Source organism: Paenibacillus sp. JZ16 (assembly GCF_015326965.1).
GTDB lineage: Bacteria > Bacillota > Bacilli > Paenibacillales > Paenibacillaceae > Paenibacillus_AQ.
The window spans coordinates 1893218-1910624 of sequence record NZ_CP017659.1 but is presented as its reverse complement, the minus strand read 5'-3'; the positions used below and the strand labels follow the sequence as shown (position 1 = coordinate 1910624).

Genomic DNA, 17407 nt, shown 5'->3' with positions numbered 1-17407 from the left:
GGGGTGGAGGTATTCGCGATGAGTAAAGAATCGATGACGCCAAGACAGATTGTATCCGAGCTGGATAAATACATTGTAGGCCAAAAGGAAGCTAAAAAATCGGTCGCTGTAGCACTTCGGAACCGCTATCGCCGGAGCTTGCTTACGGATGACGAGCGGGATGAAATCGTACCGAAGAACATACTGATGATCGGTCCCACCGGCGTCGGCAAAACGGAGATTGCAAGAAGGCTTGCCAAGCTGGTTCATGCACCGTTCGTTAAGGTCGAGGCGACAAAGTTTACCGAGGTTGGATATGTCGGCCGTGATGTGGAATCCATGGTACGGGATCTTGTGGAAACCGCGATCCGGATGGTGAAGCTGGAACGCACCGAGAAGGTTAAGGACAAAGCCGAGGAAATGGCGAACGAGCGGATCGTTCAGCTGTTGGCGCCTTCAACCAAAGGGCAGAAGAGTCAGCGAAATCCCTTTGAGATGCTGTTTGGCGGTGCGAATAACGATACCCAGACCGAAGATGAGGATGCGGACGATAAGGACGTTAGTCTCAAAGAGAAGCGGAGACAGGTGCGCTTTAACCTGCTGTCCGGTAAGCTTGAAGACGAAACGATTGAGATTGATGTCGAGGATGCTGCTCCAAACATGTTCGATATGTTTGCGGGGCAGGGCAATGATCAGATGGGCATGAACATGCAGGAAATGTTCGGCAATCTGATGCCAAAGCGCACAAAGCGCCGCAAGCTGTCAGTGAAAGAAGCCAGGAAAGTACTGACGCAAGAAGAAGCAGGCAAGCTCATTGATATGGATGATGTCATCCAGGAATCCATTCGTCGGGCAGAGCAATCCGGCATTATATTTATCGATGAGATCGACAAGGTTGCCAGCCAGGGCCGCCAATCGGGTCCGGATGTGTCCAGAGAAGGTGTGCAGCGCGACATTCTGCCTATCGTGGAAGGCTCGACGATTATGACGAAATACGGACCGGTAAAAACGGACTTTGTCCTCTTCATCGCGGCAGGTGCTTTTCATATTGCGAAGCCATCGGATTTGATTCCCGAGCTTCAGGGGCGTTTTCCGATTCGGGTGGAGCTCAGCAGCTTGTCACTCGACGATTTTGTATCCATTTTGACCGAGCCGAAAAATGCACTAACCAAGCAATACGTAAATCTGCTGCGTACTGAGGATCTTGAGGTTGAGTTTTCTCCAGAAGCGATACGGGAAATCGCCCAAATTGCGGCTTCGGTTAACCAGAACACGGAGAATATAGGCGCGCGGAGACTTCATACGATATTGGAGAAGCTCCTTGAAGACCTGTCATTTGAAGCGCCTGAGTTGACGCTGGACCGCATGGTGATCACGCCGCAGTATGTCCGGGAGAAACTTGCCGGCATTGCCCAGGACCGGGACCTGAGCCAGTATATTCTGTAGTTGCATGCATATAGGTCTATTTGCCGGGTATGCGAAAGTAAATAATTGTCGATATTCATCCCTTCCCTTGCAGCAAGTTGTCGAAGCGCTTTCGCATGTTGGAAGGGATCGGGACGGATTTCGTAATTTTTTGTGAATTTTATGGTCCCCATCAGGACCTACCCTTCGGGAAAAATCGCTTAAATTTTACAGATTTAGTGATACGATTTGCAATAATATAGAAAAAAACCGGATAAAAATGAACACAAAGCCCTTCTTTTTGGTAAAAGATAGGGCTTTTTTCTTATTGTAAAAAGTCCCAAACTTTAAGAAACTTAGTTTATGTGACATCATGTTGTCTTTTTCTACTTAAGACCTAGGTTAGTTCATACGGATTATATGATTTGTCGAAAAAAGAGGATTTAGCTAGGAAGAGTGGAATACCTTTCTGCAAAGTCCAGTCAGGAGGAATGAGCTAGTGAATCTGTTGAATAATAGTTCTTTTCAACGGCTTCAAAGCGGTTTGGATGCAGCTAATCTCAGAAACAATGTGATTGCAAACAACATCGCCAACGTGGATACTCCTCATTTTAAGAGATCCGAGGTATCCTTTGAGAGTCTTCTGAAAAAAGAAATGGATGGGGCCCAATTGTCATTACAGGGCAGAAGAACAGATCCCAGACATTTTGTCATTGGTTCAACCGGGGGGATTCCTGAGGCTTCGGTCATGAAGGATGGCAGCAGCTCCATGAATAACAACCAGAATAATGTCGATGCAGACAGAGAAATGTCGCTGCTTGCAGAGAATCAGCTCCGTTATAATTCATACATACAAGCTGTAAATGAGCAGATTCGAATGATGCGTACAGCTATTGAAGGGAGATAGGGTTCATGAATATTAGCAATAGCTTCGGTATTAATGCATCAGCTCTAACAGCACAACGGCTTCGAATGGATGTCATCTCCTCCAACATAGCCAATGCGGAAACCACTCGCGCGCGAATCGAGAACGGCCAAGCCGTTCCGTATCGTCGAAAAACGGTTGTTTTACAACCGCAGCAGGAATCATTTGAAGGACTTCTTAGAGCTCAGATGAATGGTCAGAATGCGGGACAAGGGGTAAAGGTTGCGCAGGTACGGGAAGATCAAACCCCGCTGAAACAGGTATATAACCCTACACATCCTGATGCGAATGCGGAAGGCTATGTCTTTATGCCTAACGTGGACATTACGAAGGAAATGGTGGATATGATAGCAGCTACCCGTTCGTACGAAGCTAATGTTACGGCGATCAATGCTTCGAAAGCGATGATTATGAAGGCGCTGGAGATCGGTAGATAACAAGTGAAAAATACATAAGCCCATATTGTAGGAGGAGAGAGAGAAATGATTCAAAATGCAATGTTCAGTGTTCAGGGCGTGCAGCCGCTTCAACTGCAGGAGCAAGTGAAAAATGGAGCGACTCCATCCGAATCGATTCGCGATTTTGGCTCTTACCTGAATGAAGCACTGAACTCTGTGGCATCACAGGAACAAAATGCACATGTTATGAGCGATAAATTAATGATTGGACAAGTAAACGTAGATCAGGCGATGATATCCGCCCAACAGGCTCTGTTGAGCATTCAGCTCACAACACAGGTCCGAAACAAAGTGGTAGAAGCCTATCAAGAGATCATGCGCACGCAAATCTAAATGTTTCTAGCAAAGTTTCGGATGGGGTGACAATGTGAACGAGAGAATTACCCAGTATCGGGAGAGAATGACCCAGTATTGGAACCAATTCAGCAACAAACAAAAAATAATGTTAATCGCTACAATAGCATTTGTTTTGATTGCTCTAATCGTACTAACGATGCAGTTCTCCAAGACGAAGTACGAAGTAGCATTCCGGGATTTAAATTCCAGCGACGCTGCAGGAATCATCAGCCACCTGGAGACCCAAGGGATTTCCTACAAGCTGAGCGAGGATGGCAGAAGCATCCTGGTTCCGAGTACGAGCGCAGCTAAAGTCCAGATTGATGTAGGGTCGCAAGGACTTGTACAGAATGGTACGATCGGATTCGAAACCTTCGAGAAGAACGCATCAGCCATCGGGATGACAGATAACGAATTCGAAGTGAAATATGTAAATGCACTGAATGGCGAAGTGGAACGACTGCTTGAGAAGATGCAGGGCGTCCAGGATGCAACGGTATTGTTGAATTTGCCAAAAGAAAGTGTATTTGCAAAAAACGGAAACGAAGATCAAGCCAGCGCCTCCGTAGTTGTGCAATTCAAACCAGGCTATCGGCCTAATCAAGAAGTCATAGACGGGTATTATAACCTCGTGAAGACGGCCATTCCGAACTTACCGGTTGAGAACATTACAATCACCAATGACGAAGTCGAGCTGCTCGCAACAGCTAAAGGCGGTCAAGGTGGATTGATGGGTAAGGTGGAAGAAAACTTCGCGCTTCAGAAAAAATTCGAAAGCGACGTTAGGCAAAATGTTCAGCAGTTTCTCTCGCAGTACATGGGATCGAATAAAGTCAATGTTCTGGTCGCTTCCAAACTGAACTTTGATCAGGTGCAGAGCAAGGAAAACATCGTAACCCCTGTTGATGAAGAAGAAATGAAGGGGATTGAGCTCAGTGTTCAGGAGATCCAGAAGAACTATTCGGGAACCAGTAGTCCAACCGGCGGAGTAGCCGGCGTAGGCGAAGAAGCTGTTCCGGGATATCCAAGCGATTCTGGAAGCGGGGAAACGAACTCGGAAGAGCTCTCCAAAACCGTTAACTATGAAGTTAACCGGATTACGAAGGATATCATAGCAAGTCCATATACTGTTAAAGATTTAACCATTAATGTCTCGGTTGAACCACCTGCCGGTCAACAAACTTTGGATGACGCGACAAGAACGGCAATACAGAACATTCTGGTTAATATCGTGCGTGCATCGCTCTCGGATACAGGCTCTACTTATACAGACGCTGATTTGTCCAAAAAAGTTTCGGTTATTTCACAGGTATTTAATGTAAATGCGGATGAAAATCCGAAAACCGTTCTTTCTCAGCCTGTATTATGGGGGATTGGTATCGCTGCGTTGGCGTTAATTGCTGGAGGAACCTATTTCATAATCCGCAGACGCAGAAAGCAGCAGGAAGAATTTGAAGATGATATTCAGCTTCCGCCAGTTACGGAATTCCCATCGATTAATCTCGAAAGTATAACCAATGAAAGCCAGGTTCGTAAACAGCTCGAAACCTTGGCGAAGAAGAAGCCAGATGAATTCGTGAATTTACTTCGCACATGGCTAGCTGAGGAATAGAGGTGGAAGCATTGGCTAAGGGAAATAACCAAATGTTAAGCGGACGTCAAAAAGCGGCTATACTGCTCATTACACTTGGCCCGGAAGTGTCTGCTCAAATATTTAAGCATCTTCGAGATGAAGAAATTGAACAATTGACGCTGGAGATTGCGAATGTTCGTAAAGTCGACAGTGATGAAAAAGATAGCATTATTCAGGAATTCCATCAAATTTGCCTGGCCCAGGAATACATCTCGCAAGGCGGTATTAATTACGCTAAAGAGATTTTGGAGAAGGCGCTTGGACAGCAAAAAGCGATGGAAGTGATCAACAGACTGACAGCAACGCTTCAAGTAAGACCGTTTGACTTTGCCCGCAAAGCGGACCCAAGCCAAATTCTGAACTTTATCCAGAACGAAAATGCACAGACCATTGCACTCGTCTTGTCGTATCTTCAATACGAGCAGGCATCCGCAATCCTATCTTCACTTCCGCAAGAGAAGCAGGCCGAAGTAGCGCGTAGGGTTGCAGTCATGGACAGTACTTCACCAGAAGTCATCGCCCAGGTTGAACGCGTGCTGGAACAGAAGCTGTCGGCGACGGTTACTCAGGATTACACGAGTGCGGGTGGCATTGAATCCATCGTTCAAATTCTGAACGGTGTGGATCGCGGTACGGAACGAACGATCCTCGATTCCCTGGAAATCCAGGATCCCGAGCTCGCCGAAGAAATCAAGAAGCGGATGTTCGTATTCGAGGATATCGTCAACGTGGACAACCGTTCGATCCAGCGTATTATCCGCGATGTCGAGAACGCCGATCTTCAGCTTGCACTCAAGGTGGCAAGCGAAGAAGTACGGGACGTCATTTTCCGCAACATGTCCAAGCGCATGGCCGAAACCTTCCGCGAAGAGATGGAATACATGGGACCGGTGCGGCTGCGTGATGTGGAGGAAGCTCAGACTCGGATTGTAAGCACGATCCGAAGACTCGAAGAAGCGGGCGAGGTCATTATTGCCCGTGGCGGAGGAGATGACATCATTGTCTAACTTGATCAAATCGTCCCACTATAAACCGATGGATGTGTTGAAAGAGTTGGATCTTGCTCGTCGTTACGCTTCGCCAACCGAGGAAACGGTAGAGGAATATACTCCGCCGACTGCCGAGCCGGCTGCCGTACAAACACTGGCTGAAGCCGAACGTTTAAAGCATGAGATGCTAAAAGATGCTCAGGAGTTTGCCGAACGACAAATCCGCGAAGCTTCGGAAGAGGCGGAACGGCTGTTGGCCGAAGCGCAGCAGCAGATTGAAGCGTGGTGGACCGACAGAAGGCTTCAGGACGAGGATTTGTCCGAAACGCTGAAGATGGAAGGCTTTAATCAAGGATATGCCGAAGGTTCAGCCAAGGCAGAGCTTGAGATGAAGGAATTGATGGAGCAAGCGACATTACAGGCGAGTGAATTGCTTCAGCTTGCCCATCAAGCCAAGGATGATCTAATTCAGGAAGCGGAGCCTTTTTTGGTGGAGCTCAGCTGCAGCATCGCGGAGAAAGTACTGGATCGTCAGCTGACGATCGAACCTGATTTCACGCTGGAGCTGATTCGAAAGAATCTGGCACGCAAGCGGGAAAAAGGAGTCATCTCCCTCTGCGTAGCTCCTGAACAATTCGAATTTGTATACGCGGCACGGGAAGAGCTCGGATTATCGATCGACTCTCAGGCAGAACTTCAAATTTTGCCGGATTCCACGGTTAAGGATCGCGGCTGCGTGATCAGGTCTTCTTTCGGAAGCGTGGATGCCCGGATCGATACACAGCTATCCGAGATCAAAAAAGAGCTCGTGCGGTTCGCTCTTGATGACGAGGAACGGAGAAATCAAGATGAAGAAGCTGAATAGCGCGCGGTACATGGATCATCTGAAGCATCTGGACCCCGTTCGCATCAATGGTAAAGTTACACAGGTAATCGGACTGATGGTGGAGTCCGAAGGGCCGGATGCAAGCATCGGCGATGTTTGTTATATCTATCCCACGAAGCAAACCAAGCCGCTCAAGGCGGAGGTCGTGGGTTTCAGAGACAATAAGGTGTTGCTGATGCCTCTCGGCGAGCTTCACTCCATTGGTCCTGGCTGTGATGTAGTCGGTACCGGCAAACCACTGAGCGTGCAAGTGGGTTCGGAACTGCTTGGCAAAGTGCTCGACGGATTGGGACAACCGCTGGACGGATCTATCATTCCGGCGCGCATGCCGCACTATTCAACCCATAACGTTCCACAGAACCCGCTTAATAGGCCGAGGGTTCAGGAGCCGATCAGCATCGGCGTCCGCGCGATTGACGGATTGCTCTCCATCGGCAAAGGCCAGCGGGTCGGTATATTCGCCGGATCCGGTGTCGGGAAGAGTACCCTGATGGGAATGATCGCGAGAAACACTTCTGCCGATGTCAATGTCATAGCTTTGATCGGGGAACGTGGACGCGAAGTGCTGGATTTCATAGAACGGGATTTGGGTCCCGAAGGGTTAAAACGGTCCGTCGTAATTGTTGCGACCTCGGATCAACCGGCACTCATCCGCATTAAAGGGGCCTTGATCGCTACAACGATCGCCGAGTATTTCAGGGATCGCGGCCTGAATGTGATGCTGATGATGGATTCCGTTACCCGCTATGCGATGGCACAGCGAGAAGTAGGACTAGCCGTAGGAGAGCCGCCGGCCATGCGCGGTTATACTCCGTCTGTATTTGCCAGTCTGCCGAAGCTTCTGGAACGAGCAGGCACAGGGCCAACGGGCTCGATTACAGCCTTTTATACGGTGTTGGTAGATGGTGATGATATGAACGAACCGATCGCGGATGCGGTTAGAGGCATACTTGATGGTCACATCGTTCTAAACCGGAATATCGCAAATAAAGGGCATTTTCCGGCCATTGATGTGCTGGCTAGCATAAGCCGGGTGATGAAAGATATATCTCCAGAAGAACAAATCGATGCTTCCGAGAACGTAAAGCGACTGATGGCGATATATAAGGACTCGGAGGATTTGATCAATATCGGGGCGTATCAACAGGGCTCGAATGCCGATATCGATGAATCGATCGAATATATCGGGCGAATATGGGATTTCACGAAGCAAAAAGTGAATGAAAAGACAACATTGAATGAGGTTCAGGAACGTTTGATTTCCGAGTTTTCAAGGAGATGACTTTGAAGAATGAAATTTCATTATGCATTCCAGAAAATCGTAGACCTGAAAAGCAACGAGAAAACGCAAGCCGAATGGATGCTGTCAAGCGCCATCGGGAAGCTGCAGGCGGAAGAGAAAAGTCTGAATGAGCTGTATGAGATGCGGGATCAAATGTATCACGCTCAGCAGGAGGCTGCATCACGGTGCGTGCCGGTCGCTGAGATCCGAAACATTCAGGTATACGCAGAGCACTTGGAAGAATGCATTGAGCGTAAGCGGGATGACATACGGATCGCTCATGTCAATGTAACCAAGAAACAGAAGGTATTGTCCGACAAAATGCTAGACGAAAAAGTGTGGCTGAAAGCAAGAGATAAATCCCAAGAAAAGTTCCGGCATGAAAGTCTCCTTCGGGAACAAAACGAGCTGGACGAAATGGCGACGGTACGTTTTGCGATCAAAGCCCGATAAGGTTTGCAAACACCGAAGGGTTATGACCGCGAAGGAGGAATGAGAGTGGCACGAAAAGACATGCCGCTTGATAAGGAAGAATCAGGCGGAGGATTTGAACGGATACTGTTGATTTTGGTACCTGCTATATTCACGATTGTACTGCTCGGGGCGCTTGCCGTATTTTTTAGAGCCGATGTGCGGGATGGACTAATCGATGTAGCCAATAAAATTCCGGTCGTCAAGAACTGGGTCCCGGATCCGGTGCTGACCCCGGAAGAACAGAAACTCAAAGAAGCGAAGCAGCAGGAAGAAAGCGCGGAAGCAACGATTGTTGAACTTAAGAAGCAGCTTGCCGAACGCGAAGAAACATTAAATGAAGTAACGGAGCAAAAAACAGCGCAGGAAAACAAGGTGAAAGAGCTGGAAACCCAAATTGATTCGATGCAGAGTACATCGACAAGCGGTGAGACCGAAGAGGAAGACGCGTATACCAAGCAAATTCGCGAACTGTCCAAGCTCTACGCCGACATGAGTCCAAGCAAAGCGGCACCGATCATGCAAAACCTTACGCTGGAAGAAATGGTGCTTATGCTTAGTCAGATGAAGAGCAGCAATCGGGTTGCCATTCTGCAAAAAATGGATCCCAAAACGGCCGCGGATGCAACCATGATGCTTAAAGATGCCGAGACTTCTGAAGATATGGCCATCGCGGCACTGCAATCCAGGCTCAAGAAGAATGATACAGAGGCGGCCCAGAAGAAGACATCCGACAATCTGGATAAAAACCAGTTGAATCAGACCTTTGCCGGAATGACACCCGCCAACGCTGCCGAACTGCTGATGCAAACGTATAAGATCAGCCCTGCTAAGACCATGACCATTCTAAATACTGTGGATGATGCAACGCGTTCACGGATTTTAAATGCGATGTCCTCGAAAGATGCGGAGCTGGCAGCAAAGATATTGAATCGCCTGATGGGCTCTAAATAAGCTCTGAAATGAATCTCCATCCCCAGGAAGGGAGGTGAAATAAGACGATGACAATAACGGTACAAAATATGTCTTCATCCGTAAGCAGTCCCTCGGGAAGCGGAAAGGCAAGCGCGGCGGGTCAGTCGACAGCGGGTGTTTCCTTTGATGCGACACTGGCTTACCAGATGAATAGCAGCGGGAACAGCGCTTCAACAACATCGACGGAAGTCGCTGCCAAGCTGGAATCCTTGCTAACGCAGTATTCTTCGGAAACCGATGCATCGATTGAAGGCTTGATGGAATTGCTTCAAGGTTTGCTGCAGGAGCTGGACACCATGGACCAGGCATTGATGGAGGATCCATCCCTATTGCAAGAGCTGCAGAACTGGCTCACGCAAGCGAATGTTATGCTGAGCGGAGCTGCTTCCCAGGCACAAGAGAACGCGGGTGGGAATGAGATGTCTCCATTGGCTTCCAGACCGGAGACCATTCGATTCGCGGTACAGGATACGATCAGTCAGCTGGCATCGATGCTTTCCAAATCTGGTCAGGTGGATCTAAATACCGAAGCTGCTGTAAAACAGCTTGTCCAATCATTCCATGGTTTGCTTGGTCAAGGAACTGGGACTGGCGAGACTAAAGCAAGCGGCAGCTTTGATCATATCCTTGCTCAAAAACAGCCGGATGCCGCTCAGCCTACTGTATCCACGAATACTTCAGGACAGTCGGCTTCATCTCAAACAACGGGACAGGCGAATGCCAAGTGGTCATCGCTGACGACGAGCACTCAAGTAGAGGGTACAGCATCTGAGTTCATGATGAATGAAGGAGTTTCGCTGTTGGAGCAAGGAACGGTCACGGCCGGACAACTAGCCCTGCGTTCAGGAACGCAAGTTGCAGTAAAACCTGCAGCTCCGCCGGTACCTGTTGAGAATTTCTCAAGCGAAATGACTTCTTTCATTATTAATAAGCTTGAAATCGTGAAACAAACCGGTTTTACGGAAGCGAGAATCTCCTTGAATCCGGAACATCTGGGTCAAGTAGATATCAAACTTACGATGCAGAATGGCCAATTAATCGCCCAGTTCATGACGCGGTCGACAGATGCTAAAGAGCTGATTGACCAGCAAATGGCACAGCTTCGCAGCGCATTGATTGCACAAGGACTGCAGATCGAGAAAATTGAAGTTACACAGAGCAGCCAGCCTTCCAATGCGAATCTTTATCAAGACGGCCGTCAGCCTGGATCAGGCCAGCAGCAGTCACAGCATCGCTCGAAGGAGAAGGACAGACCATCCGATGATGCCGTGCTGGCAGCAAATCTGACAGAAGAACTAAACGATTGGATTGCCGAGCACCAAGCCGACGATGAACGGGTACAAGCAGGAACATTTACCGCTAAAGCCTAACAGTGAGGAGGTGAGCTTGGATGGCAACAAATCCGGTGTCTACGAATAATATGTGGCCCAATTATGCTAAAGGGAATGTCAGCAGTAAAAGCGGGAATGGCCAGGAGCTTGGAAAGGATCAGTTCTTGAGCATCCTGATTACGCAATTAAGGCATCAGGATCCGCTTCAGCCAATGCAGGACCGGGAATTTATTGCCCAAATGGCCCAGTTTACTTCCCTGGAGCAGTTAATGAATATCAATACTCAATTAACGGCAATGAGTCAGTCTTTGGGTGCTGCTTCAAGTTTGATCGGTAAACAGATCAGCTGGATGTTCAAGCCCGAGGATGGTTCGGATTCCGTCATGAAGAGCGGTATCGTAGATTCCATCATTGTTCGTGAAGGCGTACATTATGCCAAAGTCGGCGACAGTGAAGTATCGCTTGACCAGATCGTGAAAATCGAGAACGCCGTAACCGAGAATGATCCAGAAGCGTTGATTTCTGGTCCTGCAGTACCTGATACAAATAATCGAGGTCCGATTGATCCTGACACAACGAATCCGGGTCCTTCCGTACCTGACGCGAGCAGTCCAGGTCCGACAGAACCTGAAATAACAAATCCCGATCCTTCCGTACCCGAAACAGGCAATCCCGAGCCGTCAGCTCCTGAGGCCGTAGATCCTGGACAAGGGGGAGAAGAGCCTGGGGGAGTAGCGCCATGAGTGACCGCATGATCATAGGGCATTTATACCCTGGAAAAATACATCCCGCGGCACTTCATAATGAGCGTAAAACGCAAGCTCAAGCTAACCCGCCAGCCGGGACGTTTCAGGAACTTTTAAATGAGAATCTGCTTAAAATTAGCAATCATGCGGCAAAGAGACTTCAGCAGCGCGGCATTGAATTAAAGGGTGATCAGCTTGCGCAGATCCAGAGCGCGGTGGATAAAGCTGCGGCGAAGGGGAGCAAGGAGTCACTCATTCTGATGAAGGATATGGCTCTCATCGTGAATATTCCGAATCGGACCGTAGTCACTGCAATGGATGGCAACGCGATGAAGGATAACGTATTTACGCAAATAGATAGTGCAGTAATTATTTCATAAATCTGGCTGGCCCGCGAGGAAGCCAGGCGGCCGCTGATCGACAGAAGCGGTCCATAACTGAAGGAGGAAAATCGATGTTAAGATCCATGTATTCCGGTATTTCCGGAATGAGAGGTTTCCAAACCAAGCTTGATGTCATTGGTAATAACATTGCCAACGTAAACACAGTTGGGTTTAAAGCGGGACGTGTGATGTTTAAAGACGTACTAAGTCAAACGATGTCCGGTGTTACCCCGGGAACCGACGATCCATCCGGTGGTGTAAACGCGAAGCAGGTCGGTCTTGGTGTATCGATCGGTTCCATCGATACGCTGCATACGCCAGGCAGTGCAATGATAACTAACTATCCGACGGATCTGAGAATAGATGGGGACGGATTCTTTATGGTGAAGCTTAGCGAGGATCAAGATGTGCCTTTCTTGACCCGAGCTGGAGACTTCCATATAGACGTAGCGCGTAACCTGGTAACTTCAGATGGGATGCTCGTTCTTGATGCAACTGGTGAACCTATCCAGCTGGAGGAAGATGTAACGGCATTTACGATTGCACAGAATGGCGCCATCATTCAGAAGATGAGTGACGGATCAACGGAAGAGGGAGCCATCATCGGCGTTGCGAAAATTCCGAATCCGGAAGGTCTGGAGAAAATCGGCGGCAATATGTATCGTGTGACTCTTAATGCGGTTCCTGATGGCGATCTGGATGCTGTCATGTTCGAAGCTAATAACGCCGAAGAAGGAACTGGCGCTATCATTTCAGGACAGCTCGAAATGTCCAACGTTGACTTGACAGGTGAATTTTCGGAAATGATCGTTGCTCAGCGCGGCTTCCAAGCCAACTCCCGGATCATCACGACTTCGGACGAAGTGCTTCAAGAAGTTGTCAATCTGAAACGATAAGGATGGATAGGGAGGGGCAATCCCCTCCCTGATTAAACAAGGAGGCTGTCCATGATATCGGTAACGAGGTTAAATGGTTCGCAGTTGTGGCTTAACGCGCTGTTGATAGAAATGGTTGAGGAGACTCCTGACACCTACATTACTTTGATCAATGGAAAACGCATGATTGTGCTTGAAAGTGCAAATGAAATCATCGCTTCCGTTAAGGCGTATCATCACGAGGTAGGCATTCATCAAGCTACCATTAAAGTGCAGCAATTGGAGGAACCTTCATGAAAAAGATGCTCCCCTGGTTAATTACGATCCTGTTATCCATTACGCTGATTGTTCTGGCGATCTTCCTATTGTCGGATAAATTGCTTGGCGATAACGGTAAAAGTCAGGCTTCAGCCAATGCAGCGGCTTTACCTAAGTTTTCTGCCGATGAGATCGTGGCGATGACATCGGAAATCGCCGGGATCAAGACGAATTTAGCCGAACCAAACTATATCGCCCAGATGTCCTTTGCTTTTCAGCTGAATGACAAAAAAGCAAAGGAAGAATTCGAAAAAATCAAGAATATCAAGATTAAACCGATTATTATCAAGACGTTGGCCGATACGAAGCCCGAATTACTGAATGATTCGAAGGGGCGCGAACAATTTAACGCTAAGCTGGTGAATCTGGTTAATAAGTCGTTAACGTCTGGACGTTTAATTCAAATTGAAATGACAGATGTTATCGTCACTGAAATCTAGACTGTTCGTCGGACGACCTGTAAGGGGGTGAGTAGATGGTTGATGTTTTATCGCAGAATGAGATCGACGCCTTATTGGCCGCTCTCTCTTCAGGGGAAATGGATGCTGAAGAACTGAAAAAAGAGGAAACGCAAAAGAAAATTCGTTCTTATGATTTTAAGAGGGCACTCCGGTTTTCCAAGGATCATATTCGGAGCTTAACCCGCATTCACGAGAACTTTGCACGATATTTGACCACATATTTCTCAGCGCAATTACGCACTTTTGTGCAAATTAACGTGGTGCAGGTTGAACAGCTTCCATATGATGAATTTATTCGCTCCATACCCAAAATGACAGTTCTCAATATATTCGAGGCGGAACCGCTTGTCGGGCGCATGGTGCTCGAGGTCCATCCAAACATTGCTTACGCGATGCTGGACCGTTTGCTGGGAGGAACAGGCATTGCTCCTACTTCCATCAGCTCGATGACCGAAATCGAGACGATCATCATGGAACGCATTTTCAGCCGGGCATTCGACAGTCTGCAGGAAGCATGGAAAACGGTGCTGGACATCTCACCGCGGCTTGAAGCATTGGAAACGAATCCGCAATTTATGCAGATTGTTTCTCCAAACGAAACCATTGCGCTAATTTCCCTTAGCACCAAAATCGGCGATACCACGGGGATGATTAATCTGTGTATCCCGCACGTGGTGCTGGAACCGATCATGTCCAAGCTATCGGCGCATCAATGGTTTATCTCGGAGAAAAAAGCGAGTGTTCCAGAGGAAGTAGATGCTCTTAAGCAGCGTGTAAGTAAGGCCAAGCTTCCGATTGTTGCCGAGCTGGGCGTTTCACAGCTCACCGTGTCCGAATTTTTAGGACTGAGCGTCGGCGACGTCATCTCATTAAACAAGCCGATGCATGATGGACTTTCCATTAAGGTTGGGGACAGATTAAAGTTTATTGGCAGTCCCGGAACGATAAAAGACCGGGTTGCTGTACAAATCGATGAAATTGTCATCGAAGGAGCTGAAGAATTTGACGAGTAAAGACTATTTATCCCAGGAAGAAATCGACGCTTTGTTAAAACAGTCGGAAATGGCATCACCAGCATCAATTCCTTCGGCGGCGACTGTCGATGATGTATTAACACCTTTAGAGCAGGACGCGCTCGGCGAGATTGGTAACATTACCTTTGGCAGTGCTGCAACCGCCCTGTCTACCTTGCTGGGCAAAAAAGTGGATATCACAACACCCAAAGTGTCGATCATTAAGCGAAGCGAGTTTGAGGAAGAATTTCCGAAGCCGCATGTAGCGGTACATGTTACTTATGTAGATGGTTTTGAAGGAATTAACTCTCTAGTCATTAAAACACGCGATGCTCAGGTCATTGCTGATCTGATGTTAGGCGGGGAAGGCAACCCCGTGGAAGAGGAACTGAACGAGATTCATATCAGTGCCGTTCAGGAAGCGATGAACCAGATGATGGGCTCTTCCGCAACGAGCATGTCGACGATTTTTAACCGGTTTGTCAATATATCGCCGCCAGGCATTGACATTCTGAACATGGCAAAAGGTGAAGGGGTTAACAACCTTCCGCCGGATGAAACACTGATTAAGATTTCATTCCGATTAATTATCGGTGACCTTATTGATTCAACCATTATGCAGCTGCTTCCCGTTCATTTTTCCAAGGATATGGTTCACATGCTTATCAACGGAACGGAAGAGCCTCAGCCTGCGAAGCAGGAAGCCGCGCCGGCGGTGGAAGCACCTGTCAGTACCCAGGAACCTGCTCAAGCACCGGCTAACCCTGTGAATGGCAATGATATGGGCCAAGGATACGACTACGGACAAGGCTACGGCCAGCCAATGCAGGGACAGGGAGGGCCGATCCCGCAATCCATGCCATATGGACAGCCGCAGATGCCTTACCAAGCGCAGCCGCAGCAATATGGCGGCATGCCGAATCGCAATGTGAATGTACAGCCCGTACAGTTTGCTAATCTGCAATCTGCGCCGTACACCCAGGTGGATGAAAACAATCTGAACTTACTGATGGACATTCCCCTTAAAGTCACCGTAGAATTAGGGAGGACTCAAAAGCAAATTAAGGATATCCTGGAAATGTCGCAAGGTTCGATCATCGAGCTGGACAAGCTTGCCGGTGAGCCTGTAGACATCCTTGTCAATCATAAGCTGATTGCCAAGGGCGAGGTCGTTGTCATCGATGAGAACTTTGGTGTACGCGTGACGGATATCGTGAGCCAATGGGACCGGATTCAAAAATTACAATAGCACAAACATTTTAGGGAGGATTTTTATCAATGGCTAACCGAATTCTGATTGTGGACGATGCTGCATTTATGAGAATGATGATCCGTGACATATTGGTCAAAAACGGATTCGAGGTTGTGGGAGAAGCACAGGACGGTGCGCAAGCAATCGAGAAATTTAAAGAACTTCGTCCAGATCTGATTACGATGGATATTACGATGCCGGAAATGGATGGTATCGCAGCGCTGAAAGAGATTAAAAAAGTCGATGCGAATGCAAAAGTGATTATGTGCTCTGCCATGGGCCAACAGGCGATGGTTATTGATGCGATCCAAGCTGGAGCCAAGGACTTTATCGTTAAACCGTTCCAATCGGACAGAGTCATTGAAGCCATCAATAAGACGCTTGGCGTATAAGGGTTCTTCTTATGATGATGGCAGCTTCTGATGGATTAGGCTCAAGTAGTACTACCGGGTATTATTTACAGTTATTTTATGTCTTTATCGTACTTGCCATCATCGTTGCGTTGATCGTGTTCCTGATTCGCTTTCTCAGCAGAAAGAATCAGAGCTGGATGCAGGGCCGCTCCATTCGTACTTTGGGTGCGGTTGGGATGGGCCCTAACAAATCCCTTCAGCTCGTCGAAATTGGGGGCAGCATCTATGTGATCGGAGTTGGCGAAGACGTCCGGTTGGTGGACAAAATTTCTGATCCAGCTGAAGTTGCGCTTATCCAAGCTGCATTTGAACAGGATTCTGGAATACATAATGGGGCACTGCCGCCTTTTATAACGAAACTGGCGGCAAAACTCCGTAAAGACAAACCACCGGAAGAAATGGAATTGGACGATACATCTTCTTTCCATGAAGTGTTCGAGTCCAAGCTGCGCAGCGTACCGAACCGGAAAGAAAAGGTCGAAGAATTGCTGCGGGAGGATCATAAAGATTCATGAATAAAAAGATCTCGTACGCTATCGCGATTTTCATATTGTTTGGATTTCTGTTTTCCCATACGGCATTTGCGGATCCGATTCCAAACATCGATATTCAAATCGGCAACGAGGGAGATACACCGGGGACAAGCTCCTTGTCCTTGATACTCCTGATCACCATTCTTAGCATTGCACCGGCGATACTGGTGCTGATGACTAGTTTTACAAGGATTGTTATCGTGCTTGGCTTTGTCCGTACTTCGCTCGGCACACAGCAAACACCGCCAAACCAAGTGTTGATCGGCCTGGCTCTGTTTCTTACCTTATTCGTAATGGCTCCGACGTTGTCTTCAATGAATGATGTAGCGCTGCAGCCCTATCTGAAAGGTGAGATCACCCAAGCAGAAGCGCTGGATAAGGCTCAAGATCCTATGAAAAAGTTCATGTTCGCGCACACACGGGAAAAGGATCTATTGTTGTTCATGAATTACACAGGCGCAGAGAAACCCGAATCTTATGAGGATATTCCATTAACGGTTTTGGTACCGGCATTTGCCATTAGTGAGCTGAAGACGGGCTTTCAAATGGGCTTTATGATTTTCATTCCGTTTCTGGTCATCGATATCGTGGTTGCCAGTGTGCTGATGGCGATGGGTATGATGATGCTGCCGCCGGTCATGATCTCGCTGCCATTCAAGATTTTGCTCTTTGTTCTGGTAGACGGCTGGTATTTGGTAGTGAAATCCATGCTGATGAGCTTTAACACGTAGCAATAAGCGGCAA

21 protein-coding genes are annotated in these 17407 nt (G+C 48.0%); all 21 read left to right on the top strand.

Going from position 1 to position 17407, the window contains the following annotated elements; genetic code table 11:
- Nucleotides 1-18 precede the first annotated feature (18 nt).
- The 21 genes from hslU (at nt 19) to fliP (ending at nt 17394) form a co-directional block, all read left to right on the top strand.
- A complete protein-coding gene (gene hslU / locus BJP58_RS08540) occupies nt 19-1425 on the top strand; it encodes an ATP-dependent protease ATPase subunit HslU (protein WP_194543578.1) in 1407 nt (468 codons plus the stop codon).
- A 457-nt stretch (nt 1426-1882) separates the two neighbouring features.
- Complete coding sequence (gene flgB / locus BJP58_RS08535) at nt 1883-2290, top strand: flagellar basal body rod protein FlgB (RefSeq protein ID WP_071220075.1); 408 nt, start codon at nt 1883-1885, stop codon at nt 2288-2290.
- A 5-nt stretch (nt 2291-2295) separates the two neighbouring features.
- A complete protein-coding gene (flgC, locus tag BJP58_RS08530; RefSeq protein ID WP_194543577.1) occupies nt 2296-2745 on the top strand; it encodes a flagellar basal body rod protein FlgC in 450 nt (149 codons plus the stop codon).
- Nucleotides 2746-2790: 45 nt separating this feature from the next.
- A complete protein-coding gene (gene fliE, locus BJP58_RS08525; RefSeq protein ID WP_071220077.1) occupies nt 2791-3099 on the top strand; it encodes a flagellar hook-basal body complex protein FliE in 309 nt (102 codons plus the stop codon).
- 34 nt (nt 3100-3133) lie between these two features.
- Nucleotides 3134-4714 carry a flagellar basal-body MS-ring/collar protein FliF gene (gene fliF / locus BJP58_RS08520; protein ID WP_194543576.1) on the top strand — a complete coding sequence of 527 codons (1581 nt, stop codon included), beginning with the start codon at nt 3134-3136 and terminating at the stop codon, nt 4712-4714.
- Between the two features lie 11 nt (nt 4715-4725).
- The gene (gene fliG, locus BJP58_RS08515) at nt 4726-5742 is read left to right on the top strand and encodes a flagellar motor switch protein FliG (protein WP_071220479.1); all 1017 of its coding nucleotides are present in this window, start codon (nt 4726-4728) and stop codon (nt 5740-5742) included.
- On the top strand, nt 5735-6589 hold the full coding sequence (locus BJP58_RS08510; RefSeq protein WP_194543575.1) for a FliH/SctL family protein: 855 nt from the start codon (nt 5735-5737) through the stop codon (nt 6587-6589). Before fliG ends, BJP58_RS08510 begins: the two co-directional genes overlap by 8 nt.
- Nucleotides 6573-7892: a flagellar protein export ATPase FliI gene (fliI, locus tag BJP58_RS08505; RefSeq protein ID WP_194543574.1), complete on the top strand. Its 1320-nt coding sequence runs from the start codon at nt 6573-6575 to the stop codon at nt 7890-7892. Before BJP58_RS08510 ends, fliI begins: the two co-directional genes overlap by 17 nt.
- Nucleotides 7893-7901: 9 nt before the next feature.
- Nucleotides 7902-8345, top strand: coding sequence for a flagellar export protein FliJ (gene fliJ / locus BJP58_RS08500; protein ID WP_100538075.1), 444 nt, complete (start codon nt 7902-7904; stop codon nt 8343-8345).
- 39 nt (nt 8346-8384) lie between these two features.
- Entirely contained in the window at nt 8385-9317 is a 933-nt protein-coding gene (locus BJP58_RS08495) for a MotE family protein (RefSeq protein ID WP_194543573.1), read from the top strand.
- A gap of 47 nt (nt 9318-9364) precedes the next feature.
- The gene (locus BJP58_RS08490; protein ID WP_194543572.1) at nt 9365-10708 is read left to right on the top strand and encodes a flagellar hook-length control protein FliK; all 1344 of its coding nucleotides are present in this window, start codon (nt 9365-9367) and stop codon (nt 10706-10708) included.
- 20 nt (nt 10709-10728) lie between these two features.
- Nucleotides 10729-11412, top strand: coding sequence for a flagellar hook capping FlgD N-terminal domain-containing protein (locus tag BJP58_RS08485; protein ID WP_194543571.1), 684 nt, complete (start codon nt 10729-10731; stop codon nt 11410-11412).
- Complete coding sequence (locus BJP58_RS08480; protein WP_194543570.1) at nt 11409-11795, top strand: TIGR02530 family flagellar biosynthesis protein; 387 nt, start codon at nt 11409-11411, stop codon at nt 11793-11795. Before BJP58_RS08485 ends, BJP58_RS08480 begins: the two co-directional genes overlap by 4 nt.
- A 74-nt stretch (nt 11796-11869) precedes the next feature.
- Nucleotides 11870-12694 (top strand): flagellar hook-basal body complex protein, encoded by an 825-nt coding sequence (locus BJP58_RS08475; RefSeq protein WP_071220086.1) that lies wholly within the window; start codon nt 11870-11872, stop codon nt 12692-12694.
- A gap of 51 nt (nt 12695-12745) precedes the next feature.
- Nucleotides 12746-12970 carry a flagellar FlbD family protein gene (locus BJP58_RS08470; protein ID WP_009594749.1) on the top strand — a complete coding sequence of 75 codons (225 nt, stop codon included), beginning with the start codon at nt 12746-12748 and terminating at the stop codon, nt 12968-12970.
- Nucleotides 12967-13431, top strand: coding sequence for a flagellar basal body-associated FliL family protein (locus tag BJP58_RS08465; RefSeq protein ID WP_194543569.1), 465 nt, complete (start codon nt 12967-12969; stop codon nt 13429-13431). The genes BJP58_RS08470 and BJP58_RS08465 overlap by 4 nt, the downstream gene beginning before the upstream one ends.
- Before the next feature lie 35 nt (nt 13432-13466).
- The gene (gene fliM, locus BJP58_RS08460; RefSeq protein ID WP_071220088.1) at nt 13467-14465 is read left to right on the top strand and encodes a flagellar motor switch protein FliM; all 999 of its coding nucleotides are present in this window, start codon (nt 13467-13469) and stop codon (nt 14463-14465) included.
- On the top strand, nt 14455-15714 hold the full coding sequence (gene fliY / locus BJP58_RS08455; protein WP_194543568.1) for a flagellar motor switch phosphatase FliY: 1260 nt from the start codon (nt 14455-14457) through the stop codon (nt 15712-15714). Before fliM ends, fliY begins: the two co-directional genes overlap by 11 nt.
- Before the next feature lie 29 nt (nt 15715-15743).
- Entirely contained in the window at nt 15744-16109 is a 366-nt protein-coding gene (locus BJP58_RS08450) for a response regulator (protein WP_006211317.1), read from the top strand.
- Between the two features lie 11 nt (nt 16110-16120).
- A complete protein-coding gene (locus tag BJP58_RS08445) occupies nt 16121-16645 on the top strand; it encodes a FliO/MopB family protein (protein WP_071220090.1) in 525 nt (174 codons plus the stop codon).
- Complete coding sequence (fliP, locus tag BJP58_RS08440) at nt 16642-17394, top strand: flagellar type III secretion system pore protein FliP (protein ID WP_076324981.1); 753 nt, start codon at nt 16642-16644, stop codon at nt 17392-17394. Before BJP58_RS08445 ends, fliP begins: the two co-directional genes overlap by 4 nt.
- Nucleotides 17395-17407 lie beyond the last annotated feature (13 nt).